We start from the raw sequence: 25,365 nt of genomic DNA, 5'->3' as shown, positions 1-25,365 counted from the left end.
GTTCCGTAGTCCGGACCCGGACAGCTTGGGAGGCGCCGGGAATGAACAGGTTCCGCATTGGAGACATGACGCTTCACAGGATTGAGGAATGGCAGGGCGGTTTCGCGCCGCCCTCCGCAATGTTCCGGGGATTCGACGAAGCGCATTGGCTGCCACACGAACACGAGCTTGTGCCGGATTATCATCAGGCCGAAACCGGGCTCATCTACGGCTTCCTGCAAAGCTGGCTGATCGATACCGGCGCCGAAAAGATTCTGTTCGACACCGGCGCGGGGAACGACAAGGAGCGGCCGGGAATTCCGATCTTCGGCGGTCTGCAGACGGATTTCCTGGCCCGGCTGAGCGCAGCGGGCTTCCAGCCCGGTGACATTGACACGGTCGTCTGTTCGCATCTCCATATCGATCATGTCGGCTGGAACACCACACGCTCGGACGAAGGCTGGAAAGCGACATTCCCTAATGCGCGATATATCCTGCCGCTGGGTGATCGTGCTTGCTGGGATCCGAATGATGCCAGCGCAGAGCCGTCGGCGACGGGTAAGGCGGTGAATGCCGGCGTGTTCGAAGACAGTGTTCAGCCGCTGATCGATCAAAACCGTGTGGAGTGGGCCGAATCCGGTTTTGAAGTCCTACCCGGAATCGATCTGTTTGCCGTCGCGGGTCATACGCCGGGGCATCTGGCGATGCGTGTTCTTGCGCGGGGCGATTCCGCCCTTTTTGTGGGCGACGTCCTTCACCATCCGATTCAAATTCATAATCCGGACTGGAACAGCCAGTTTTGCGAGGATCAGGATATGGCGCGCGAAAGCCGCCGTGCCGTTCTCGAAGAAGCGGCGCAAATGGGGTCACTTCTCGTTCCCGCGCATTTCGGCGGCGTGCACGCAGTCCGTGTTTTGCCGGAGGGCTCGGTGTTCAGGCCGGTCTACAGCCCCGAAAGGCTTACGTGATGGCAGATACCGCGTCTGAGCGCTGGCTTCGCAGTTTCGCGATGGATCCGAACGATGCGGAATTGCTCGCCGATCCTTATCCGGCGTTTGCGATGCTTCGCGAACACGATCCAGTGCATTGGTCCGACCATGGGTATTGGGTGGTGACACGCTACGACGATATTCGTGCGATCGTGATGGATCGCCAGAACTTCGGTCAGGGGGACTTCGAGCGGAACATTCGCCTTCTCTACGGTGATGACTTTGACGTGTTGTCGCATCCCGCGTACCGCTGGCTCGCTGATGTGTTCGTGTTTCAAGATCCACCGAAGCATACGCGGCTTCGCGGTCTGGTGACCCAGGCGCTTACGGCCCGTCGCGTGCAGGCCATGCGGCCGCGTATTCAGGAGATCACTGACCGGCTTCTGGACGCAGTGTTTGATCGCGGCCGCATGGAGTTTATCCATGATTTCGCTTACAAGCTTCCCACGGCCGTCATGTGCGATATGCTGGGCATTGATGCAGACGAGGCGGATGACGATCTCCTCATGGCGCTCAATAAGGCGATTCAGGACAGCTTCCTCGTCCTCGAAATGCGGCCGTTACCGCCGGATGAGTTGAAGCTGGCTAACGATCAGATTCTGTTCCTTGAACGCTTCTTCAAGAAGGTCTTCGATCGCAGGCGCATCGAGCCGCGCGACGATCTCGCCACGGCACTTCTAAACGCGCGGGATGGCGGCAATGGCCTCTCCGAATGGGAGATGACAACCGTTGCAATCGCACTGTTCGGCGCGGGGTTTGAAACGACCGCCCATATGCTCGGCAACGGGCTGCTGACACTGCACCGGTATTCCGAAGAGTGGGCGAGGCTTGTGAACGATCCAACGCTTGCAGCATCCGCATCCGAGGAAATCCTGCGTTTCGAAAGCTCGCTTACCATGACGTATCGCACGGCCTTTGCCGATACGACATTGGGTGGGCACACGATCGTGGCCGGGCAGCGCGTAATGGCGATGCTGGGCGCGGGCAACCGCGATCCGCGTGTTTTTGCGGACCCGGACGTCTTCGACATTGCGCGCGAAGGGCCTCGACATCTGACATTCGGCGGCGGCATTCATTTCTGTGTTGGCGCGGAACTGGCGCGGTTGGAAGGGGAGATCGGGCTTGCCACGCTTGCAAGGCGATTGCCGGAGATGCGTGTCGATATCCAGGACCCGCACTGGCGCGGTGTGCACTTTCGCGGTCTGACCGAACTTCAGGTCGCCTGGTAGGCCTTTATCGCGTCTACTCAGCGGAAAGGCTCTTGCGGGCCACGAGAGCATTGATCTCTACTTCAGGGATGCCCCACGCTTTCAGTGCAGCATAGCCGCCTTCGCCGGGCAATGTCGGCGCGCTGCGGATTTGCGCAGGCGTGCGTGAAAACCGCGGAGCGGGATTGGGCTGTGCACGGTTGACACCTGTGAAGACACTTCGGCTTGCGTTCGCGGGGTGACGTACCGCTTCGTCCTGCGTTAGTACCGGCGTTACACACGCGTCGAACGGTTCTAAAATAGTGATCCATTCATCACGCGTGCGCGTTTTGAATAGCGCTTCAAGTGTCCGCGCACGTTCACGCCAGAGAGCGCGGTTCATATGATTGGCAAAATCCTCAAGGTTCAAGCCAAGCCCCGTGATCAGTGCGGCGTGGAACTGGGGTTCGATCGCGCCGACCGCAACATAGCCGTCTGCGGTTTCATAGCAGCGGTAGAAATAAGCGCCGCCATCCAGAAGGTTCGCGGCGCGCTCAGGCGACCAGAATCCCATCGCCTTCCACGCATAAAGCTGGGTCAGCAGCAGGGCTGCGCCGTCGATCATGGCAGCATCGACGATCTGGCCGCGTCCACTCGATTGCCGCTCCACGAGCGCCGCCAGGATGCCCGAAACGACCAGCATCCCTCCGCCGCCGAAGTCGCCGACGACATTGAGCGGGACTGGGGGCGGGGCGTCTGCGCTGCCCATCATGTGGAGACCCCCGGTCAGCGCAACATAGTTGATATCGTGTCCCGCCTTGTGCGCCAAGGGACCGCTCTGGCCCCATCCTGTCATGCGTGCATAGATAAGCCGGGAATTGAGGGCAGACGCCTCATTGGGACCAAGTTGCAACCGTTCCATCACGCCGGGGCGATAGCCTTCGAGCAGGACGTCGGCCTTGCCGATCAGTTGCCGTGCAAGCGCGAAACCATCGGCGGATTTGATGTCGAGCGCGATCGAAGCGCGGCTGCGGTTCAGAAAGTCCTGTCTGCCGTCACCGGGAGAGAGCGCGGCATGACCCTTGCGGTCAATCCGCAGCACGTCGGCACCGTAATCCGCAAGAAGCATGGCCGCAAAGGGTGTGGGTCCGAGGCCGGCGAACTCCACGATGCGAATGCCTGACAACGGCCCTGCCGCGTTCTTGTCGCTTTCTGTTGCCACGGTCGTCCATTCCCAGTTGTATCAGCGATTACACTGCATCTTCGCCTACCCGTGGGTATGGTTTTGTCAAGCTGTCGATCGCGCCTCGGTAGTGCGGGGTTTCATTGAATATACTAGACAGTAGAATTTTGTTATGCCAGCATCGGAAAAACTGCGGAGAATGACATGACTGGCACGACAATGGGCTTCACCTCGACTGAGCGCGTCGTCATCGGTCGGCCCGCTGCAGAGGCTGTCGCGGAACAGGCTGCGCTTGCGGGCGCGCAGCGCGTGTTTATTCTTGCTGGCACAACGCTTGCGAGCACCACGGATGCCGTGCGCAATGTCGAAGCTGCGCTTGGCGCGCGCCACGCGGCAACCTGGACTGGCATACAGCCGCACGCGCCGCGATCGGGCGTGCTTGCCGGTGCGAATGCCGCGCGTGCCGCCAATGCCGATTTGATCGTCACGATCGGCGGCGGATCGGTGACGGACGCGGGCAAGATCATGGCGCTGCTGCTGAAGCATGATGTGCGGACGGTGGAGGCCTTTGAGCCGCTCAGAACCTATGTCACCGACGAGGGGCAGGTCATCAACCCGATCACTGTTGGTCCCGACGTACGCGTGATCTGCGTGCCCACGACGCTTTCGGGCGGCGAGTTCAATGCCCTGTCCGGGGCGACGGATGAAGCGGTGATGCACAAGCAAGGCTACGAACACCGCAACATGGCGCCCATCGCCGTGGTGCTCGATCCGGAACTGACGCAGCATACGCCCGAGTGGCTGTGGTTTTCGACCGGCGTGCGCGCGGTCGATCACGCGGTGGAGACGCTGGCCTCCTACGAATCCAACGACTTCGCCGATGGGCTTGCGGACAGCGCGCTGCGCCTTCTTGTCGAGGGATTGAGCCGCGTGAGGCGGGATTCCGGTGATATCGAGGGGCGCCTGAAGTGTCAGGTCGGCGCCTGGCAGTCGATGATCTCCATCATCGGCGGCGTTCCGATGGGCGCGAGCCATGCGATCGGCCATATTCTCGGCGGAACCTGCGATGTGCCGCACGGCTACACCTCCTGCGTGATGTCGCCCTATGTGCTCGCATGGAACGCCGAATACGATGACAGCCGCCAGAAGCGGATCAGCGCCTGCCTTGGCGAACCTGAAAGCACGGCTTCCGCTGCGCTCGACCGTTTCATCCGAATGCTTGGCATGCCGCGCACGCTGGCGGACGTGGGTGTTGGCGAAGATTGCTTCCAACGAGTTGCCGAATATACCATGCTTGATATCTGGGGGCGGACCAATCCACGTCCGGTGCGGTCGCCCGACGATATACTGGAAATCCTGAGAAGGGCCGCATGAAGAGAGCAACACGCAGCAGAACGGTCGAAGTCCCGCCGGCGACTGCATCGCGTCAGGCACGGCCTCGGGGGCGCCGTATGTCCAAGCCAGATGTTGTTGCGCTGAAGCGGCAGGGTATCCTGGAGGTTGCGAGTCGCTTGTTTCACGAGAAAGGCTATGAAACGGCAACGCTCGACATGGTGGCAGACGAGCTGAACGTCACCAAGCCGTACCTTTACACCTACTACAAGAACAAGGCCGAGATTCTGGCCTCTGTTTGCGCTGTGGGCGTAACGGAATCTCTGGATGCGCTGGACCGCGCTGCGGCGGCGCCCGGAAACTCGGTCGATCGTCTACGGGCAGCACTTCACGAGGTGGCCGCGATCATCATCGATCGCATGGAATATATCGTCGTCTACCAGCGCGAGATGAAAAGCCTCACCAACGTCGATGCGCAGCAGATTCTACGGCTGCGCCACGAGTTCGATCTCAGGATCGCGCACCTTGTGGAGCAGTGCCGGGCGGACGGTCTCGTGAAGATGCATGACGCTGCCGCGATGTCGGTTTGGATGGGCGGCCTGCTGTCGTGGATCCCCAACTGCTACTGGCGGGGTAGCCGCCGCAAGCGCGAAGATGTGATCGAGCAGGTATCCCACGCCTGCATGCGGCTGATTGGCCTCGACTGAGGCTGGCGCGCAAGACTGCGTGCACATCGGTTGGAGCGTTTCCAACCGCAACAACGAACAAACGGACGAGGGGAGTTTCCATGGCGGACCCGAAGGATGCCGCGCGTGATTTTCACGATCCACGCATTCCGAACAGGAACCAGTGTGTTCTACGCTATCTCGTGGATCGCTGGGCGGTGGAGCGCCCGGACAAGACCCATGTCATCTTCGAAGACGGCGAGGAGTGGAGCTTTCGCGACCTTCGCAGGCGCGTGATCGAGAAAGCCGCGGGCCTGCAGGCGCTTGGAATCCGGCAGGGCGATCACGTCGCGGTCTGGCTTCCAAACGGACCCGATGCGCTGCTCGTGTTCTATGCCATTAATTACATCGGCGCGGTATTCGTGCCGTTCAACACGGCGTACCGCGGCGCGCTGCTGGCGCATGTCGTGGCGAATTCCGGCGCCAAGGTGATCGTCGTCCACCCGGAACTCGCACCGCGCCTTTCAGAGATTGACATCGCCGGACTTGAGCGTGCCGTGTTGACGACCGATCTTGAGGCCACGGATTTCGGCCTGCCAACGTGCCGCTTCGGCGATCTCTCCGGTACAGAAGCCGACCTGCTGCCGCTCGAGCGGCCGATCAATCCATGGGACATTCAGTCGATCATCTACACATCGGGGACAACGGGCCCTTCGAAAGGTGTGCTGTCGTCGTATCTTCACATGTTCTCCAACGCCGGCCCCGAAAGCTGGCCGATGGTGACGGAAGACGACCGCTACATGACCGTTGCTCCGATTTTCCATATCGGCGGCATGGGTCCGCCGTTCGTAATGCTCGCGCGCGGCGCATCCGTTGCGGTGGTCAACAGCTACTCGACGGATACGTTCTGGGATGTGGTGCGAAAAACGGAAACCACGGTCGTCTTCCTGCTCGGCGTGATGGCGACGTTCCTCATCAAGCAGCCGCCTTCGGACCGGGACCGGGACCACAAGGTGAAGCTTGCGTTCATGGTGCCGTTCACCGATGACGCGCCGACGTTCAAGGCGCGGTTCGGTATCGATATCTACACGATCTTCAATATGACGGAGATTTCTTCTCCGATCGTGTCAGAAGCAAATCCGACAAAGCGGGGGACCTGCGGGCGTCCGCGCCCCGATGTCGATGTGCGACTCGTCGATGCGAACGACTGCGAGGTTCCGGTGGGGGAAGTCGGCGAGATGCTCGTCCGCACTGACCGTCCATGGGGCATGAACAGTGGTTACAACGCAAATCCGGTAGCGACGGCGGAGGCGTGGCGAAACGGTTGGTTCCACACTGGCGACGCGTTTCGCATGGACGAAGATGGCTATTTCTATTTCGTCGACCGCATGAAGGATGCGATCCGCCGCCGCGGCGAGAACATTTCTTCGTTTGAAGTGGAGGCGGAAGTCTGCGCGCACCCCTCCGTGCGCGAGTGCGCCGCGATCGGGGTGCCCAGCGAGTATTCGGAAGATGAGGTGATGGTCGTGGTGGCGCCCGTGCCTGGCAGCACGATCGATATGACGGAGCTGACGGAGTTCCTTGTGGCGCGCATGCCCTATTTCATGGTGCCGCGCTATATCCGCGTGATGAGTGCTTTGCCGAAGACGCCGTCAGCCAAAGTGCTCAAGGGTGATCTGCGAAAAGAGGGTTTGACTGCGGACACATGGGACCGTGAGAAAGCCGGGATACGCGTCCGCCGCGAGGCTCTGGCGCAATGACGGTTTCGCACCATCCCGTTTACTCCGACAACAGGCTCAAACTTGGTGTATTCTGTGCCAACACCATGCCGGCCCTTACGACCGTGCCGGAACTGTTCAAGCCGAACTGGGCAGAGTGTCTGCGTATTGCGCAGCTGGCTGACGAGACCGGACTTGAAGCCATCGTACCCATCGCGCGCTGGAAAGGCTATGTGGACGGAGACTTTGGGCACGCCTCGCACGATGTAATCGAGCCTTTCACCTATGCCGCTGCGATCGCGCAGGCGACGCGCCGTATCGGGATTTTTGCGACCACGCATGCGCCAACCGTGCATCCGCTGATCGTCGCGAAGCAGGCGGCGACGATCGATGCGATTTCAGGTGGCCGTTTCGGCATGAACGTCGTTGGCGGCTGGAATCGCCGCGAGTTCGAGATGTTTGGCATCGAGATGCTCGATCATGAAGAGCGCTATCAGTATCTCGCGGAATGGCTGGAACTGATCCGCCGCCTGTGGTCGGAAACGCACGAGTTCGATGTCGACAGCCGCTGGTTCAGCATGAAGGGCGCGCTCTCTCGCCCACAGCCCTTGCAGGGCAGTGCGGTACCGATCATGAATGCCGGCTTCTCTGAGACCGGCATGCGCTTCGCGGCGCGCCATTCGAACATAGGCCTTATAGGTCTCTTCGGCGAGAACCCCGATCAGTGGCGGGTTCAGGTCAATAAATACAAAGCGCTGGCGCGAGACGAATATGGTCGGGATGTTCAGGTCTGGACCAATGCTCAGCTCGTGCTGAAGGACACGGATGCCGAGGCGGCCGACTATCTGCGCTACTATTCCGAAGACCGGGCGGACCACGCCGCCATCGACGGCTTCATTTCAACGCTGGCACGCGAAAACGGCGTCGCCGAGGATTCGGAACATATGCGCTTCATGCGGCGCACGGTGGCGCTCGGTTCCGGAACGCCAATTGTCGGTGATGCGCAGACTGCGGCGGCGAAGCTCATAAGCATGGCCAATGCCGGCATCGATGGCGTGATCTTCAGCGCGATCGACTATATCGACGTCTTGCAGCGACTGGCACATGATGTGTTGCCAAGTCTTGTCGAGAATGATGTTCGGCAAAGGGGAGGCACTTCCTCTCTTTACGAAACAGGACTTTGAGGCACGCTTGGGGGTCACTTCCGGACTCGAGCCATCGGATCAAAAACGTGAGCGAGGGTGGCTGGCCTTACGGTCGACGCTTGCTTTGCGGCGCATGTTGCCCTTAGCTCCCACATATTGCCGTGCTTGGCACATGGGGAGACCGATGATGCGCTTGGTTCTGATTGCGGCGCTGCTGGCGTCTGCCGCTCTTGCCTCCGCACGTGCGCATGACGCGCCCGCGCCAGCCCCGCAGTCGAAGCCCGTCCCGAAGGATCAGCTGCTGAAGCCGCCCGCGGACGCGGCGCACTATGTCGTCGTGTCCGAGGCGGGCCAGCACGGCAGCCAGTGGCGCTGGCAGCTTGAGGGTGGCCGCACGGCCTATCGCTGGTCGCAGGAGCTGCGCGGCTGGATCACCGAGATGGATCAGGTGACGACGTTCGGCCCCGGCGGCACGATCGAGGCGCTGACTGTGCGCGGCGTCACCATGTCGGGAGACGCGGCCGAGGCGTACCGCGTCGAAAACGGCCGCGCGACCTGGAAGACCGCGAACGACGCAGGCGAGGCCCCGGCCGGAGGCTGGTACATCCCCGCGGGCGGCGTCGGCATCGCGGGCGCTCCGCTCATCGAGGCGCTCGCGGCGGCGGGCGACAAGGGCCTTGATTTCCTGCCGAGCGGCAAGGGCCGCATGACCTTCGGCGGCACGGAGACGATCGAGGGCCCCTCCGGCCCCAAGACAGTCCAGCTCGCCTTTATCAGCGGCGTCATGCCCTCGCCGGTTCCCGTGTGGCTTGACGAAAACAAGCGCTATTTTGGCGAGGTCAGCTACATCTCGCTGCTCCCGGCGGGCTACGAGGGTGCGCTGCGCCAGCTTCGCGACGCGCAGGACGCTGCCACGGCAGAGGCTGTCGCGGGCATCGCCAGGCGCTTCCTTGATCCCGCCGCGAAAGCCCCGGTCCTCTTCGATAACGTCCAGCTCTTCGATGCAGACAAGGGCGCGTTCCTTGCAAACCGCGCGGTTCTGGCGAGGGACGGCAAGATCGCGGCCATCGGCGCGGCGGGATCGCTGAAAGCCCCCGCCGGCGCGCGCATCATCGATGGTCGCGGCAAGACGCTGGTGCCCGGCATATGGGATAGCCACCTCCACATCGGCGACGACTGGAGCGTGCTCAGCAACATCGCGAATGGAATCACCAGCTTCCGCAGCCCCGGCACCACCTTCGACCGCGCGGTGGACGTGGTGAAGCGCCGCGCCGCGGGCAAACTCCTGATGGGAGAGCCCTTCATCTCCGCCATCGTGGACAAGAAGGATCCGCTCGCCGCGCAGGGGGCCGAGGTGGTGAGTAGCGCGGAGGAAACTGTCGCCGCCGTGCGCCGCATCAAGGATGCGGGCCTCTGGGGCGTGAAGTTCTACACATCGATGAACCCCGCGTGGATCGCGCCTGCGGCAGCGGAGGCGCACCGCCTCGGCCTCCACGTGCACGGCCATGTGCCCGCCACGATGAAGCCGAGCGAGGCCGTCGCCGCCGGCTACGACGAGCTCACTCACCTCAATTTCGTGGTGATGGAGGCGATGCCGCGCGCGGTGATCGACAAGGCGAACACCCGCCAGCGCATGGAGGGGCCGGCGCGCTACTTCAAGGATGTCGATCTCGATGGCCCGCTGATGTCGGGCTTCATCGCCGATCTCGCCCGCCGCAAGACACAGGTGGACCCCACCATCGTCATCTTCGAAGGGATGCTCACGCACGATGGCGGAAAGCCCCATCCGGCTTACGCGCCCTACATGGGCATCGTCTCCCCCGTGCTCGAACGCTCGCAGTTCACCGCCGGCGGCTATCCGCTGGTCGAGGGACTGACGCGAGACGATTATCGCCGCAGCTATGCGAAGATGGTGGAGCTCGTCGGTCGGCTCCACAAGGCCGGCGTACCGATCGTCGCCGGCACGGACGGCTGGGGGATCGAGCTCGTCCGCGAGCTCGAAATCTATAAGCAGGCCGGGTTCACCCCCGCCGAAGCGCTACAGAGCGCGACCATCGTCCCGGCGCGCGTCGTCGGCGCAGACACGCGCACCGGCTCGATCGCGGTGGGGAAGGAGGCCGACATGGTCCTGGTGGACGGCGACGTCTCGACCGAGTTCGGTGCGCTCCGACGCGTCACGACCGTGGTCAGCGATGGTTATGTGATGGATGCCGCAGAGTTGCGAGAGGCGGCGGGGTATAGCGGCGCGCCCAAATAGGAGCCCTGCGCTGCGCTGGAAAATTTCGCAAACCGTATTTCACGTAAACAAGCGTGGCGCGGCGGCATAGGCGGTGCCATGTCGATAGCGGTACAGCCGGCATGGCAAGGGGGCAGGGGCCGACAGGCTTAAGATAGTCATGCAGGAATGCGATGGCATGGCGAGGCAATCCCGCCGCCGTTGCTATAAAGGTTCGTCTATAAGCAACCTGCCGCTCACCAAATCCTGAGCCTCTTTTGCGCCATCGGCTGTCAACGTCGCAGGGCCGGCCGCCAGCGGTGCGTTTGCACGCCTACCATTTTTTTCGATGTCGCGAACCAGCATCTTCATTTCAGCAATTTCCTTCACCTGATCGCGCGTGATGCGATCTGCGAGGTAGCGCACGCGCGGGTCACGAAGATCAGCTTTTCGTGCATTGTTGATGGCTATCGAATGATGCGGGATCATCGCCTTCATGAAGCTCGTGTCGCCGATAAGGGCCTGGCTACGGTTCACGGCAAGCAGCGTCACGCCCGCGATAACAGCCGTGGCAAGCACTGCAATTTTTGCTTTCTCGGGCCGGTACATGCGCCACATGAAAGCAAGCATCACCGCTGTCATGACACAGCCCATTACAAGAGAAGCGATAAACCGTGTCAGGCTGAACAGCGCATGGTCCCAGCCATACACGAGCTGGTACATCAGGAGGAACATAACGACGGTCGACGTCGCGATCATCGCCGCGAAGCGTCCCCATCCCATGCCCATCTTCGGATCGTGATCCATTGCGGCCTCCGGCCGTTCAACGGATCAGGCGGGCTTTGGTTCAGTTCGCTCTGGGCGCGCGCGAAGGTCGGGTTAGAGCAGCCCGCCCGACGCGGCGGCGCCCTTTGCTGCGGCGGCGCAAGCTGGTCATCGAGCGCGGCATGGGGGCGTTATGACAAGGAAAAGGGGACGAGGACGAACGCGATGAACGGTTCATCGCAAATCAGCCTGTCCTGATTCGGGACAGCGCCCGCCGTGTGTTAAGGAGGCCGAGTCGATTCCTTGAACCTATTGAGCCGGTCTCGACTGACCTCGGGAGAAGCTGCCCTTGAATTCCAGCAGGAGAAGCGACGATGTCATCTGATTATCTCCGGATGCGCGCATCGCATTGCCGTATGATGGCCGAAGCCAGCAATGATCCCCAAGCCCGACGCATCCATCTGGAGTTGGCCGAACGGTATGGTCGGCAGGCGACCGAAGCCAGCGCACGCGCCGCCGAACCCAACGCAGAACGCCGGGCCGGGGACACGGCCGCGCGAAGGGAACTCAACGCACGACTACCCTAACGCTGCAGGCGCCGGAAAGCCCCATGGCCGGTCGCGAATAAAGAACGCCCGGCACAATGGGCCGGGCGCTCTTATCAAATGGTCGATCGACTGGATCTTCACGTGATCTTTTTCGCAGCGGTAACACCCAGCACGAGGAAGATAACGGCCACAATCAGGGCTGCGACGAATAAGAATTTGGCAATACCCATCGAGGCGCCGGCGAGCCCGCCGAAGCCCAGAACACCGAGCACTAATGCGGCGATGGCGAAAATGATGGCCCACTTAATCAACGCGCGCTCCTTTTATTGAATGGCTCCTCACGAAACAATGTGTCGAACGTCGAAGCGTTCCGCGCCTACGAAATAAAAAGCCGGCATCACCAGCGGGCGTTCGTCTGCGGCCGGGCGGTGCTATTGTTCAATAAGCCGAAAGCCCGGGGGGTAGCGGCGGATACGCGACCAAACTTCGCGCTGATAAGCGCACGCTGCGGCACTGCCGTTTCACGAAAATTGCGATGGTTGATCGGGCGCCCTTCCTGCCATGATGAGCCGCGACCTCGCTAGGTCTCAGCATGAGTGCGCCCTATGGCCTTGGCGACAGCCTGCTTGAGCAGTTTCTGGCTGAAAGGCTTGCCGAGCTTGATGATCCTGTCTTCAAACCCCGGCGGCACTTCGCCGTATCCAGTCGCGAGAATGACGGGCAATGCGGGCCGAAGATCCGCGACGTGTTCGACGAGCTGAGTACCGGTCATGTTGGGCATCGCCTGGTCTGTAATGAGAAGGTCGATGTCGGGATGGCGCTGAATAAGCTTCAGTGCTTCGCCTCCGGAGGATGCTTCGAGAACATGGTGCCCGAGATCGTCAAGAAGCGCGGACGTGTTGAGAAGAACCAGGCTGTCGTCATCCACTGCAAGCACCTTGAGACGGCCAACGGCAGGCTCCGCGTCCGCAGGGGGCGGTGAGACTGGCCTCTGTTCGCCAGCGACGCCAGCCGCGACGGGGAGCCAGAGCGTCGCAGTCGTGCCTTCGCCCGGAGCACTCTTCAGCGTAAACGTGCCGCCCAGCTGTCTCGCAAGGCCGTGGATCATGGAAAGCCCGAGCCCTGTGCCCTTGCCGACTCCCTTGGTCGTGAAGAACGGTTCGGTTGCGCGTTCCAGCGTTGTTGAATCCATTCCGTGCCCGGTGTCGATCACTGAAAGCCCGATATACGTGCCGGAATGAACGCCGGCGATGTCTGCATCGGGCAATTCGCGCTTTTCGGCCGTTATACGGATGGTACCACCGCCCGGCATCGCGTCACGGGCATTGACCGCGAGGTTGAGGAGCGCCATCTCCAGCTGGTTGGTATCAGCGAACACCGCAGGCAGATCGGCCGTGAAGTGCAGTTCCAGAGGCCATGCAGGTCCAAGCGTGCGCCCGACGAGTTCGGCGAGATCGTTGACGAGTTCTGGCACATCAAGGCGTTCTGCCGCGAGATCTTGCCGCCTTGCGAAGGCCAGCATGCGCTGGGTCAACGCGGCGCCCCGCTCGGCGCCCTGCAAGGCATTGTCGATCAGGCGATGGACCGTCGGATGATCGGGCACGCGCCTTCGCAGCAGTGCCAGGCTGCTCATAATCGCCATGAGGAGATTGTTGAAGTCGTGAGCGACGCCGCCGGTAAGTTGTCCGATGGCTTCAAGCTTCTGCGATTGCCGCAGCGCGTTTTCGGTTGTGGCGAGTTCGGCAGTGCGCTCGGTAACGCGCGCCTCGAGCGTCTCGTTCAAACGGCGCAGTCTGTCTTCATTCTCGCGTAGTGCCTGTTCCATTTCGCGGCGAGCGGAAATATTGTTGAAAAGAACGGCGACCTGCTGTGCAGACGGATCGCCCACACGGAATGCGTAGACATCATACCAAATATTGCCGAGCGCCTCGGCATGCTCCTCGAAGCGCACCTTGTTTCCGGTCGCCGCGACCTCGCCATATATGTCGAACCATTTTCGCTCGTGAGCGGGGACGAGCGCGCGCATCGAGCGTCCCACGGCGTCCACGAGACCCGACTGCTTCTCGAAGGCAGGGTTGGTTTCGAGAAATACATAGTCGATCGGCCTGCCGGCGTCGTCGTATATCATCTGGATGATGCAAAAACCCGCGTCGATCGATTCGAACAACGAGCGATACTTTTCCGCGCCGCGGTGAAGCGCCTCCAGTCGGGCACGAGCTTCGTACTGACGCCGGCGACCTCGCAGAGCCGATTGGGCGAGACTGACGAGCGTCGTCGGGTGAAATGGCCGCTCGAGAAACGTGACGTTCCCGAGCAGCTCAAGAAAGCGCTTGGCGGAGGGATTGCGCTCAAGCCCACCACCCCTGTGCGTCACGAGAACGAACGGAAAATCGGACCATTCAGCCTGTGACCGAATCCATCCCGAAAGTGCACGTAGGTCGGCTCCGCGGAGGCTTTCCTCGGTCAGGAGCGCAAAGCCGGCTCCACGTTGGAGCCTCCGCTGAAGCTCCGCGAGTGAATCGCAAACGACGGTACGCACTTCCGCTTCGGTGAGCACGGCGGCTGCGATCCCTGCATCGCGGCCATGAGGCGCCAGGACGAGTGCGCTTTCTGAGAGATGAGGGATCACGGGCGCTCGTCGAGCAGGGGCGATCGGTCTCCCGTGAACGTGGGCACGCCGTGCAGCACCCCCTGAAGGCCGACCAGGGGTGGACCCAACTCGAGACCGCGATCACCGCCGATCCGATATTCCCGGATGGTATTTTCGTGGACACCCGTTCGCTTCTTGATGACGGACATCGCGCGTTTGACCCTGCCTGATGCCTCGAAGTAGCGAAGCAGGATGATTGTATCCGCCAGATAGGTCACATCGACCGGCGCCTTCATGTCGCCGACCAGGCCATGCTGCGCAACCGTCAGGAATGTCGTCGCACCCTGGCGATTCAAATATTGCAGGAGTTCGCGCATATGGAGGACCAACGCGCTTTCTTCCGGCATCGCGGCCTGGTAGCCGGTGAGGCTGTCTATAACGACCGTGCAGACCCCATTTGTTTCGATGTCGTCACGAACGCGCTGTGTGAACTCACCGGGTGACAATTGTGCCGCATCGACCTGTTCGATGAGGAGTGCGCCGTCATCGACCATTGACTGCATGTCGATACCAAGGCCCTTAGCCCGTGCAAACAGGACGCCCAACTCCTCGTCGAAAATGAACATGGCAGCGCGTTCGCCTCGCTCGATCGCCGCGAGAACGAAGGTGAGCGCGAGCAGGGACTTTCCAGTGCCGGCAGGTCCGAGGACGAGAACGCTCGATCCGCGATCGATGCCGCCCCCGAGCAATGCGTCGAGTTCCGCGGACGAACTCGGAAGCGTGTCACGCGTGAAGCTCCCCTTGTGTTCCCCCGAAACGAGGCGTGGGAAAACGCGCACGCCCCCCGTGTTGATGACAAAGTCATGAAATCCGCCGCGAAACTTGTGACCGCGATATTTGACAACCCGCAGCCGCCGACGTTCAGGTCCGTAGTGCGGCGATAGTTCCTCGAGCCGGATCACGGCATGAGCCACGCTATGCACGGTCTTGTCGGCGACTTCAGCCGTCAGATCGTCGAGCATCAGCACGGTGACATGGTGAAGCGCGAAGAAGTGCTTTAGAGCTAAAATCTGCCGGCGGTACCGCAGCGAACTTTGCGCGAGCAGCCGGATCTCCGAGAGACTGTCCAGCACGACGCGGTCCGGTTTCAAAGCTTCGAACGCCGAGATTATGCGTTGCGTTGTTTCGCCAAGTTCGAGGTCGGACGAGTAAAGCAGGCTCTGCTGGTGCTCGTCGTCGAGCAGGCTGGCGGGCGGCACGAGCTCAAATATCGTGATCCCGGCAAGATCCCATGCGTGCGACCGCGCGCTTTTTCGCATCTCCTTCTCTGTTTCCGAAAGCGTGATGTAGAGACAACGCTCACCGCGAGCCGCACCCTCGATCAGGAACTGGGTCGCGACGGTCGTCTTTCCGGTGCCGGGACTTCCTTCCAGAAGAAACAGGCAGCCGCGTTCCAGAGCGCCCCCAAGAACATCATCCAATCCGACCACCCCGGTCAGCGCCCGCTTTTCCGCAGTCTCTGCGCCCTCGATGTCGGGCAGGCGTGGTGCCATCGTACCCCTCCTTAACACGGTGTTCAGGAATGAAAATTTTCAGCCAATATTGAACGATCGGCAGCCTGAAGACCGTCGTCCGATGCGCTCGCGTGGGTGCGCCGCGCCCCTTCCAGACACAACCTTCCAACCCTTGGAATCGTTCCGGCGCTTCCTCATACCGGGCCGCGCTGGTGCGGGCGGGCATTTCAACCTTCCGGTAGACTAGCACGCCGCCTGAAGCGTTTGCCGATCCTGCTCGCGGAGCCAGTTGTGCGCGCTGGTCGCCGCCAGGGCGCCATGGCCCATTGCCACACTGATCTGATCGAGGCCTTCGACGACGTCGCCTGCCGCAAACACGCCAGGAACACATCGGCCGCGGATCGAGCGCACCGGAACGCACCCTTCGGCTTCCAGTTCAATGCCGATTCGCACAGCGAGCTCGGCACGTGGCCGGCTTCCGAGGGCCGGGTAAATCACACCGAAGAGGAGCGGCGCAGCCTCGCCCTCGAGATGAACCTCCATACCGTCCGGCCCGGGGTTCAGCGCGTGAAGTGCGCCTGTTTTCACAACGATGCCCGCGCGGGCAAGTTCGGAAGCCTGCTCCTCGGACAGTGCGGGATGGCTCAGCGGCATCAGGGTGATGTCCGGCGAGTATTGCCGCAGGAACAGGGCTTCAGCGGCGCCATCGCTGTCGCAGCCGATCACACCGATTCGTTGGTCCGTGTGTTCAAATCCGTCGCAGATCGGACAGTAGCGAAGTACGCCCGCGCGCAATGCGGCGTCGTGGACATCCTCGGCGAGATCGACCTGATTGAGGAGGATGCCGCTGGCAAGGACGACGGCCCGGCTCTCCCACACCCTGCCGTCGGAGGACCGCATCCGAAAGCTGTCCGCCGACCGCTCGATATCAATAATCTCGGCCTTTTGGGTACATGCGCCGTAAGCCGCCGCGTGCCGGCTCATGCGTTCGATCAGCAACGGGCCGTCGATCCCCTCGGGGAATCCTGGTGCATTGTGGGTCGTGGGAATGCGCAGCGCGCGGCTGTTGCCGTCATGCACGACGAGCACCTTGCGGCGATAGCGAGCCAAATAAAGCGCGGCCGTGAGCCCAGCCGGGCCGGCTCCAATGACGACAATGTCCCAGCACGTCTCAGGATTATTCATCATGTTCCTCCCGCCGATAGCCGCGCTCCCCTACGCACGGGGGGGAAGGGTGGTTCCGCGAAGGCGCTTACGGCGCGAGATGCTGCTCCAGATACGCTATCTCCCTGGGCTCCTGCGGTATGTCCGCGCGTGCGGAAACGGCGGAGATACTCATAGTCCGAAGCATGTCCGAGGAATGCGTGTCATCCGGCAGGCAAGGTCAGCCTCCCCGGAGGCGACGACAAAATCGTCACCATCTTCAACGATACCCGTGGAGAAGACGACGTCGCGGACGTACATCTTGTCCTCGAGCGGTTGGGTGAGCTCGGCGTTTGCCTCCAGCAGCGGTGCGGTCTCTGTCGAGAGTATGCGCGAAGGGTCATCGGCGGCGAGCAATGACCAATAGGTGCGGTAGATACCCACGATCTCCTTGGGTTCGACACCATGCCACAGGGTAAGCCAGCCCTTGCTGGTGAGAATCGGGGGCGTACCACCGCCGATGCGTGCGGATGCCACGGTATCGGCGCGCGGACGAATTCCGGGGTTGACGTGCGGCTTCCAGTGGAGCGCATCGGGCGATGTCGCAAAATTGATTGAAGGACCCGCGCGCCACGGACAGTGCGGCGGATAGGCGAAATACAGGTCGCCCAGCGGGCGTGTCAGCGCCCAGTGTGTGCCGTCGATCAAGCCCTCGAAGATTAACATATCCTTGTTCTGGTGATCGAGGACAATGTCTTCGAAGCACCAATGAAGACCATCATTCGAACTGTAGAGCGTCGTTGAATGGCGTTCCGGGCTTACCGAGCAGGTCGTCATGAGCCATCGCCCGCCGACCCGGCTAATTCGAGCATCTTCAACGCCGTAGCATTGAAAAGAGGCGTGTGGAGCGATGGCCCGATCATAATGAACGGCAACCACCTCCAGCGAGTCGGGCGCAAGTTCGACCGGCAAGAGCCATGAGAGGGATGTCAGCGCCATGACACGCCAGGCGCCGCTGCGCACCATGAACTTGCGGGGGTCCGCAGTATCGCAGAGGTCGAGTGGCCAGGCGTCAAGCACGTAGCGGCCATCCTCCCAGCGAATGCTGTGAACATAGCCATTTACGATGGGATCCCGCAGAGCCTCTGCTACCCGCACCATCATGAGGAGATTACCGGAGGGCAGGCGGGTGAGGCCGGGATTAAAGGCGCCAAGCACATATGTCTCGACTCCTAGGTGCCCTGCAAGCGGGGAGCGCGTGAGATCGACGTCGTCGGGCCCAAAGACAAGACGATCAACGGTAAATTCCATACGGCTTCTCCTGTTCGTCCCGTGTCTGGGGAGAGATTGTGTTCAAGCACTCCCGCTGACATGAAACCAATCCAGATCGGCTTCGTTGCGAGTCCATGCCCAACATAACGAAATGGCGTGTAGGCGAGCCACCGATCGCGGCAAGCTATGTGCTTCCGATCGCTTCGCATGTCTCACAGGCTCGGGTGCTGGGCGGGTATCTGCGCCGTCTCAGCCGAACGATCGACGATGTCGTTGTGGTCGATGGTTCGGAAAATGCCATTTTCGACGCGCACGCGAATGCCTGGGGCAATTATGTCCGGCATATACGCCCGTCGATCCGCACGACGAACGGCAAGGTCGCAGGCGTCATGACAGGGCTGGCGTGCGCCAGACACGAAGCCGTGATCGTGGCTGACGACGACATTCGGTATCGGAGGGCTGAAATCGGGCGCATGACCGATCTGCTGTCGGCTTACGATGTTGTTCGACCCCAGAATATGTTCGTGCCCTTGCCCTGGCATGCCCGCTGGGATACGGCGCGCAGTCTGCTTAATCGTCTGTCCGGCGGGGATTGGCCTGGGACGTTGGGTGTTCGCAGGTCTGTGCTTCTGGATGCCGGGGGGTACAGCGGCGAGGTGCTGTTTGAAAATCTGGAAATGGTACGCACGGTGAAGGCGGCCGGGGGACGGGAAGCCGTTGAGCTCGACCTATTCGTTGCCCGCAGGCCTCCAAGTGCGCGGCATTTTCTTTCGCAGCGCACGCGCCAGGCCTATGACGAATGGGCGAGACCGGTGCGCTTAGCCGCCCAGCTGACGGTGCTTCCGGCCAGCATCTGGCTGGCGCGAAAAAAGGGGATGCCGGCCCTGCTGGCGCTCGCCGCCCTCGGCATTGCCGCAGCAGAGGCCGGACGCCGGAAAGACGGCGGCCGCAAGGCCTATCCCGCGACGAGCGCGCTTTGGGCGCCGGCGTGGATTGCCGAGCGTGCGGTGACATCGTGGGCAGCGCTCCTTACCCGTCTGTTGCTTGGCGGTGTTCGTTACCGGACAACGCGGTTGAAACACGCCGCGACACCGGTGAGCGCGTTGCAGGCGCGCATCGGCAAAGCGAAATGAGAAACGATCATTCTGGCACGACGCGATAATGGATCGGCTTAAAGCTGCCGCCATTGGACGCGTAGGCTGAACAGGCGGTCAGGCCGATGACGAGATCCATGAGCGCGCGGAAGCGGATGCTGTCCCCGGGCTTGCTTGTCGGGGGGAGGACCTGCAGGCGCCCGGTCTGACCGTCGACGACAACGTTCATGAAGATGTTGAAGGCGGTCGGGATCGCGTCTTCGGTGACATCATAGGATTGCAGGGCAGACACGAGATTGCCCATGCAGCCGCGGTAAACGGGTTTTGCGGGATAGAAATGTCGAAAGGTGGCTTCGCTGCACGGCGTAAGCAGGAAATCGTGCCGGCCGACACTGTCGGCGACAATCTCCAACATCGGACGAGACCGATTAGACCAGAGGCGATTGCCCACCGTGAGGCTGATGGTTTCTTCGTAGTCAAAGGTGCGGCCATTGGAGATCAGCTCACGGACATCGGCACGACTGAACGCGAGCATATCGCTGACCTGCTCGCCGAGCGGGTCGATCACCTCCAGGGTTTCGCCGGCGTGCAGAATGAACGCGGTGCCGTGGCGGGGCGGAATTACGATAGGTTCGGTCATGCCCGGGGGTCCCTGAATGGGCAGCGCCAATCTGGCGGGACCTGGCGGCCACTATATTGCCGTGCCTCGCTCTTTTCCCCGTGGCGCGCAAGCATGGGGTTGATGTCGCCGGCGAGTGCGCGATCCCGTTCCAGGATCTTTTCGCGCATGCCCTCATACTTGCCTTCCTCACGCAGTTGCTCGAACTGCTCATGCAGGTTGAAGACGAGCGTGGGCGAAGGGAAGCGCCGGGCAGGGCGCGACGCATGGGGATGCAGGCCGACGACGAAAAACGCTTCACCCCCGAAACTCAGCGAAAAATGGGGATCGTCCGGGTCCGCGCTGACGCGGCGATCGTAGGGCTGGCCCAGCCAGTGGTCCTTGTCAGCAAAGGACTGGATGCGTTCCCACATCGCGGCTTCGAATTCCTGCTCATTAAGCGAGGCAGGTCCGCCAAACACCACGGCAAGGCTCCGCAAGCCGTCAGGCCGGGAGCGATAGTCGGCAGCCCAGTGCAGCAAGGTTTGATGGATTCGGAGGTCATCCCATCCACTTGTGAGGGAATAGCAGGTCAATACGCTGAGCGTGCCTCGCGCCATCGCCGACTTAGCGCCGACGCAGGGAAAGGAGGGATCGGAAATGCGATGGTACAGACCCTCTTCAAGCTCTGCCGGGTTGGTAACGACTGTCATTGCGCCTGATGCCTTCGGCCTGAATTGATTGCCGTGCAGGAACGGATGACCGACGCAGAGGTTTCCGCCGCCCGCCATCCGATCGTTTCATCCCCTGCAATGGTATCGAAATCTCGATCTCCTGCAGGCCGATCGTGCAGGGGCGGGGAACAGGCGGGACGCACCAACGTTTCGGTCAAGAATGGTCTTGGGAGTCGTTGTCATGAAGAAGAGCATTGTTCTTGCCGTTGTCGCGCTGGGCATTGCCGGGTGCAATGAAAAACCCGCAAACGAGAATGCGCCAGACCCGTCCCCCGACCGGGAGGCTGATTCGGGTTTAACTACGAAACCCGCCGATCCAACGACTGTGATGGCGCCGGACGGCGCTCTGGACGCGGCGTTACCACAATCGGCGCAGGAATTCGCGAATGCGGCCGCCGCAAGCGATGCCTTCGAGATCGAAGGAGCCCGCATCGCGCTGTCGCGGGGCGCATCCGACGAAGTCAAGGCCTTTGCCCAGACTATGATAGACGCACACACTCAATCGACAGCGAAATTGAAGCAAGCGGTAAGCAAGGCGCAAGGCGTTGTATCGCCGGCCGAGACGCCGGACCCCGTAATGGCGGAAAAACTCGAGGCGCTACGGGCATTAGAAGGCGCGGCATTCGACAAGGCTTACAGCGCCGAGCAGGTAGACGCCCACCAGAATGCCCTGAAGATGCTGCGCAACTATGCGGTGTCGGGTACAGAGCCGGCGCTCAAGGCATTCGCGAATGAAACCGCCTCTGTCGTGGAGGGGCATCTCGAGGAGGCGCGGGGTCTCAAGCCATGAGGATACCCAGCGTTGTGAAGTGGTATCGTCTGGGACGTAGAACAACATTGGAACAGATGGCGCTTATGTTATGAGCCCAACGGCCGGTCGGCACTCGCCGGGGGTGAGCCCGTACGTGGTGGCGCTGCAACATGCGCTTGCCGAGCAAAGCATGCGACATTTGCTCGATTTCAAAAAGGATGACTTGACCGTCGAATTGTGTGCCGGCGGTGATTCCATTTGGGCTTTCATTCGGCGGGAAAAGCGCGGGGGGGTAGCGCTCCGCGTTGCTTTTCTTCCGGAAGATTTTTCCTGTACGGTGCTATCGCCGGAGTCCGACGAAGTCGTTCGTCTCAGAATTCTGAGCGCAATGGGCGAGCATGTCGCGATGTTCAGCCTTGGGGCAGGTGTGCTGACCAAGTTCCGCATGACAGTGCGCTTCACGCCGAGGGTTGCGATGCTCGTACCGTTCATGCCGCGCGACCTCTATCCGTTAGACGCGCGGGGCGATCCACTTGGCGCGACCGGTCACGTTGAGGCGGCGCAGCGCGGCCTAAACGCCGGATTGCTGTATTTCCGGATTTCGGAACCAGCGTTCGGCAATATTCTCTATTTCCAGAATCTCACAGCGATGAACGACTATTATCGGGCTACGAAGACAAAGCCCGATGGGGCCGTGGGCGGAGAATGGCCGGAACTTGGCTATCTTCTACCGACACCGCCGCAGAGTGGGACGCCGCCAACCGACCCGCTCCCTGCCGGTATTCAGTTCACGATCTCTGATGCGATCCTTGTCTTTCGCTTCGACGAACCCATGGACGAGCGCGATTCCGCGCGGCAGTTTCTGCAGATGCTGGGCGCAGCCTATCAAATGCTTGACCTGCCCACATACGAATTTCGTGACTGGATCTGGCGCGGAGAGCGAACGCTTCATGACTTGTCGCACGCTCCAGAAGCAACCGTCCGTCATTACGGTCATCGGTATGTCCGTCCCTACACGAATGCTGAATATCCCGATGTCATGGTCCAGATGTCGCTGGTCGCCGCCATTCATGCTTGGGGGAAATGGAATCGCAAGGCACATCCGCTCGAAGCCGCTTTCAAGGCCGGTCTCGGGAAGTTCTACGATGCCCGACTGAAAACACTTCGGCGTTATTTGCCAAACGTCGGAGACGACAAGGACGCGGATGCGGTCGATAGCTGGTATCTCTATCACCCACTTCTCAATCTCGGCATCCTTGTGCTCGATGGCGATGCGAGTGCTCGGAGACTATTTTTGAAGTCTGTAGGCTTTGGAATCCGGGCCGCACGGCATTTTGATTACAAATGGCCCGTTCAGTACAAGGTGACGAACTTTTCGGTGATCACGGCCGAAGCCGGCGCCGATGGACGGGGCCAGACCGATGTGGCGGGCGTCTATGCGTGGGTCATGCTGCAGGCGTTTACGCTTACCGACGACAAGCAATATCTCGACGAGGCACGCAAGGCGATCGATGCGGCGGTCGGTCTCCGGTTCAACATCAACTATCAGGCGAATCTGACTGCCTGGGGCGCTGCAGCATGTATGCGGCTATGGCGCATCACGGACCGGGAAGTCTATCGCGAGCAAAGTTACGTCTATCTCGCGAGTTTTCTGCACAATTGCGCGATCTGGGAAAGTGAAATTGAACGCGCCGTTCATTATCGCAATTTCCTGGGCGTGACGTGTCTGCAGGATGCGCCTTACATGGCCATATACGAATGTTTCGATTCGTTCGTGGCCTTCGAACACTATCTGAACGATGCGGGACCCGGCGTGGAGCCGGCGGCGCGAATGCTGATCGCCGAATATTGCAGATATGCCCTCGACCGTGCGTGGTATTACTATCCAGACACGCTTCCGCCCGAAGCCATTTCCGACGAGCAGCGGGAAGGCAACGGCCATATTGACCGCAAACTGAGCTTTCCGTTGGAAGATATCTATCCTGATGGCCAGCCGGCCGGGCAAGTCGGTCAGGAAGTCTATGGGGCTGGAGCCGCCCTCATCTTCGCCACGCGTGCATTTCACGATATCGAGGGCGCCGCCTTCCGGCTCTACTGCGATCAATTCGTCCATGCGCTCGAGCGAACCGGCGAGCGGACATACACCATGACCCTTCACGGCGGCGAACATTGCGCGGCGGGTTTAAGTCTCGTTCGGCGAAAACGCCGACGTCTGCCAAAGGTCGACGTGTCGCTGACCACGGGAGAGGTGCTCGAAGCGATAAGCCATTCGGCAGACCGGATCGACTACCGCGTGCCGGCCCAGGGCAGCCTTGTGATCACATGGCAGTAATGCGCAGTAGTTATGCTGCCGATCGCTGGATCATACCGCGCTTGCTGAGCGTGCGGTAGATCGTTCTTCGTCGTTCATTGCTCCAGAGTGCGCGCGCTTTCCATCTGGCCCCGGGCCCGTGCGAGGCGGAACAGGACGCGCGCATCGCGAAGCAACGCGGATGGCAGCTCGGTTGCCGCACGGAGACCGGCGATACCCGACGCATTTCGGATAGATCGACGCGCATGCAGGATGACCTCGCTTACCATTTCGCGCCTGTCGATCTCGCCTTCTTCCGCGACCAGGGTGAGGCGATGGACGGCATAGAGTCCGATCGCGCCTGCAATCAGAAAATAGAAGTCCCAGTGGCTGAGGCGCAGCGGGAAGATGACGGCGCCGTGTGGGCTTGTCCAGCGGAAGAGGAGCTCAAGTTGCCGGCTTGCGAAGAAGTCGGCGAGGATCCCACCGACGATCGGAGCGAGGCCGGCGGCCAGTGCGGTCGCAAGCGCATTTGCAGCGACATATGCGGTTGCCTCACCGCGCGGTGAAAGCTTGAGCGCGACATTCGTGGACGCCAGAGTTACGCCGGCAACAGCGGCGCCCATCAACAGGTGGAGGGCGGCAAGCCAGGCGATTACGAACGTGCTGTCTGTCGATTGCGATGCGCCAGCCATCGCGACGATGCCGGCGATGTAGGCCGGAGCGGAAACGAGCAGCACGGATTTATTCGAAAACCTATCGCTGAGCGTGCCCCAGAAACGGAGTGCCACAAGGTTCGTAAGTTGGCTACCCGCGCTCAAGATCATAACGAGACTGACATCGAAGCCGAGCTGCTGGACGATGAAGACCGTGAAAAACGGCGTTGCGAAGTTGACGGCGAACTGCCAGCTGACTGTAAACCCTAGCAACCGTCTGAAATTGATGTCCGCAAAGGGCGCGCCCAGAAGATCGAGAAAGCTCGCGCGCCGCGTTTGCGGGGGCATCTCGGGCTCGGGCATCCGGCCCACAATCCCGGCGCTGATGAAACCGCTGATGCAGCCTGCGACGAACATTCCGGCGAAGGCAAAGCTACGCTCGAAAGAGCCATCCGCGGTGTGTTCCAGAATGAGCGCCGCCGCGATGCCTGCGGCGAGACTGACAGCTGCCGTCCACGCTGTCCGCCGTGCGAAGACACGCCCGAGCCGGCCTTCGGGTGCCAGATCACGAATCCACGCGTTCCACGCGCAGCCGCCCAACGCGCCAAGTCCGCAAAGGACGTATTGGGCGAGAAGAAATACCAGAAGCGGCATCGTCCCGGAAAAGAATGCGGTTCCTGCCATCAAAAGCAGCATCGATCGGCCGACAACGCTGGAAAGCACCGCGATACGTTTGCGCGCGCGCACTCGCTCGACGACGAGAATTGCGGGCAGCTGAAGCAGCTGGGTGAGAAAGGGGGCGCTCGCAAGAATGCCGACCCACAGATTGGATGCGCCAAGATGGAGGGCAAAGGCCGTGAGAATCACGCCGCTGGTGAGTGCACTCGTGCCGCTTGAAAAGGCCGCCTCCACCACCAGCAGCCGCACGCCGCGTTCGCGTTCGGCGTCGCTGACATTCGGCTGCGGAGCAAGGTTCACAACATGGACCTGAATGTCC

General features: G+C 61.2%; 21 protein-coding genes. 11 read left to right on the top strand and 10 right to left on the bottom strand.

What is annotated here, in order from left to right; genetic code table 11:
• Positions 1-41: 41 nt before the first annotated feature.
• Complete coding sequence (locus tag H2052_RS07895; RefSeq protein WP_293779911.1) at positions 42-947, top strand: MBL fold metallo-hydrolase; 906 nt, start codon at positions 42-44, stop codon at positions 945-947.
• On the top strand, positions 947-2,197 hold the full coding sequence (locus H2052_RS07890; protein WP_293779909.1) for a cytochrome P450: 1,251 nt from the start codon (positions 947-949) through the stop codon (positions 2,195-2,197). The genes H2052_RS07895 and H2052_RS07890 overlap by 1 nt, the downstream gene beginning before the upstream one ends.
• Before the next feature lie 13 nt (positions 2,198-2,210).
• Here H2052_RS07890 and H2052_RS07885 read toward each other — a convergent pair whose 3' ends face one another.
• Positions 2,211-3,377, bottom strand: a complete 1,167-nt coding sequence (locus H2052_RS07885; RefSeq protein ID WP_293779907.1) for a CaiB/BaiF CoA-transferase family protein — start codon at positions 3,375-3,377, stop codon at positions 2,211-2,213.
• A 165-nt stretch (positions 3,378-3,542) separates the two neighbouring features.
• Here H2052_RS07885 and H2052_RS07880 point away from each other — a divergent pair, with 165 nt between their 5' ends.
• The 5 genes from H2052_RS07880 (at position 3,543) to H2052_RS07860 (ending at position 10,455) form a co-directional block, all read left to right on the top strand.
• Positions 3,543-4,712 carry an iron-containing alcohol dehydrogenase gene (locus H2052_RS07880; RefSeq protein WP_293779905.1) on the top strand — a complete coding sequence of 390 codons (1,170 nt, stop codon included), beginning with the start codon at positions 3,543-3,545 and terminating at the stop codon, positions 4,710-4,712.
• A gap of 77 nt (positions 4,713-4,789) precedes the next feature.
• Entirely contained in the window at positions 4,790-5,377 is a 588-nt protein-coding gene (locus H2052_RS07875) for a TetR/AcrR family transcriptional regulator (RefSeq protein ID WP_293779903.1), read from the top strand.
• 80 nt (positions 5,378-5,457) lie between these two features.
• Positions 5,458-7,095 carry an AMP-binding protein gene (locus H2052_RS07870; RefSeq protein WP_293779901.1) on the top strand — a complete coding sequence of 546 codons (1,638 nt, stop codon included), beginning with the start codon at positions 5,458-5,460 and terminating at the stop codon, positions 7,093-7,095.
• Positions 7,092-8,237 carry an LLM class flavin-dependent oxidoreductase gene (locus H2052_RS07865; protein ID WP_293779899.1) on the top strand — a complete coding sequence of 382 codons (1,146 nt, stop codon included), beginning with the start codon at positions 7,092-7,094 and terminating at the stop codon, positions 8,235-8,237. Before H2052_RS07870 ends, H2052_RS07865 begins: the two co-directional genes overlap by 4 nt.
• 148 nt (positions 8,238-8,385) lie before the next feature.
• Positions 8,386-10,455, top strand: a complete 2,070-nt coding sequence (locus H2052_RS07860; protein ID WP_293779897.1) for an amidohydrolase family protein — start codon at positions 8,386-8,388, stop codon at positions 10,453-10,455.
• 183 nt (positions 10,456-10,638) lie between these two features.
• Here H2052_RS07860 and H2052_RS07855 read toward each other — a convergent pair whose 3' ends face one another.
• Complete coding sequence (locus tag H2052_RS07855) at positions 10,639-11,220, bottom strand: DUF305 domain-containing protein (protein ID WP_293779895.1); 582 nt, start codon at positions 11,218-11,220, stop codon at positions 10,639-10,641.
• Positions 11,221-11,552: 332 nt separating this feature from the next.
• Between H2052_RS07855 and H2052_RS07850 the strand changes: the two genes are divergently transcribed.
• Positions 11,553-11,765, top strand: a complete 213-nt coding sequence (locus H2052_RS07850) for a hypothetical protein (protein ID WP_293779893.1) — start codon at positions 11,553-11,555, stop codon at positions 11,763-11,765.
• Positions 11,766-11,863: 98 nt separating this feature from the next.
• Here the strand turns inward: H2052_RS07850 and H2052_RS07845 are convergent, their stop codons facing one another.
• The 5 genes from H2052_RS07845 to H2052_RS07825 all read right to left on the bottom strand — a co-directional run bounded on the left by H2052_RS07845 (position 11,864) and on the right by H2052_RS07825 (position 18,284).
• Positions 11,864-12,037, bottom strand: a complete 174-nt coding sequence (locus H2052_RS07845) for a DUF1328 domain-containing protein (protein WP_293779891.1) — start codon at positions 12,035-12,037, stop codon at positions 11,864-11,866.
• Between the two features lie 269 nt (positions 12,038-12,306).
• Positions 12,307-14,355 (bottom strand): ATP-binding protein, encoded by a 2,049-nt coding sequence (locus H2052_RS07840; RefSeq protein WP_293779889.1) that lies wholly within the window; start codon positions 14,353-14,355, stop codon positions 12,307-12,309.
• Positions 14,352-15,869, bottom strand: coding sequence for an ATPase domain-containing protein (locus H2052_RS07835; RefSeq protein ID WP_293779887.1), 1,518 nt, complete (start codon positions 15,867-15,869; stop codon positions 14,352-14,354). Before H2052_RS07835 ends, H2052_RS07840 begins: the two co-directional genes overlap by 4 nt.
• A gap of 204 nt (positions 15,870-16,073) precedes the next feature.
• Positions 16,074-17,015 carry an NAD(P)/FAD-dependent oxidoreductase gene (locus tag H2052_RS07830; protein WP_293779885.1) on the bottom strand — a complete coding sequence of 314 codons (942 nt, stop codon included), beginning with the start codon at positions 17,013-17,015 and terminating at the stop codon, positions 16,074-16,076.
• A 150-nt stretch (positions 17,016-17,165) separates the two neighbouring features.
• Positions 17,166-18,284 carry a glycosidase gene (locus H2052_RS07825; protein ID WP_293779883.1) on the bottom strand — a complete coding sequence of 373 codons (1,119 nt, stop codon included), beginning with the start codon at positions 18,282-18,284 and terminating at the stop codon, positions 17,166-17,168.
• A 95-nt stretch (positions 18,285-18,379) separates the two neighbouring features.
• Here H2052_RS07825 and H2052_RS07820 point away from each other — a divergent pair, with 95 nt between their 5' ends.
• The gene (locus H2052_RS07820; protein WP_293779881.1) at positions 18,380-19,378 is read left to right on the top strand and encodes a glycosyltransferase family 2 protein; all 999 of its coding nucleotides are present in this window, start codon (positions 18,380-18,382) and stop codon (positions 19,376-19,378) included.
• A gap of 7 nt (positions 19,379-19,385) precedes the next feature.
• Here the strand turns inward: H2052_RS07820 and H2052_RS07815 are convergent, their stop codons facing one another.
• Both H2052_RS07815 and gntA read right to left on the bottom strand, forming a co-directional pair.
• Positions 19,386-19,979: an urea carboxylase-associated family protein gene (locus H2052_RS07815; RefSeq protein WP_293779879.1), complete on the bottom strand. Its 594-nt coding sequence runs from the start codon at positions 19,977-19,979 to the stop codon at positions 19,386-19,388.
• Positions 19,976-20,728 (bottom strand): guanitoxin biosynthesis heme-dependent pre-guanitoxin N-hydroxylase GntA, encoded by a 753-nt coding sequence (gene gntA / locus H2052_RS07810; protein ID WP_293779877.1) that lies wholly within the window; start codon positions 20,726-20,728, stop codon positions 19,976-19,978. The genes H2052_RS07815 and gntA overlap by 4 nt, the downstream gene beginning before the upstream one ends.
• Before the next feature lie 124 nt (positions 20,729-20,852).
• Here gntA and H2052_RS07805 point away from each other — a divergent pair, with 124 nt between their 5' ends.
• Positions 20,853-21,461, top strand: coding sequence for a DUF4142 domain-containing protein (locus H2052_RS07805; RefSeq protein ID WP_293779875.1), 609 nt, complete (start codon positions 20,853-20,855; stop codon positions 21,459-21,461).
• A 115-nt stretch (positions 21,462-21,576) separates the two neighbouring features.
• Positions 21,577-23,754, top strand: coding sequence for a hypothetical protein (locus H2052_RS07800; RefSeq protein ID WP_293779873.1), 2,178 nt, complete (start codon positions 21,577-21,579; stop codon positions 23,752-23,754).
• A 74-nt stretch (positions 23,755-23,828) separates the two neighbouring features.
• Here the strand turns inward: H2052_RS07800 and H2052_RS07795 are convergent, their stop codons facing one another.
• Entirely contained in the window at positions 23,829-25,346 is a 1,518-nt protein-coding gene (locus H2052_RS07795) for an MFS transporter (RefSeq protein ID WP_293779871.1), read from the bottom strand.
• Between the last annotated feature and the right edge of the window lie 19 nt (positions 25,347-25,365).

This window comes from Sphingosinicella sp. (assembly GCF_013911755.1).
In the GTDB taxonomy this organism is placed as follows: domain Bacteria; phylum Pseudomonadota; class Alphaproteobacteria; order Sphingomonadales; family Sphingomonadaceae; genus Sphingosinicella.
This window is presented reverse-complemented; position numbering and strand designations above follow the sequence as displayed.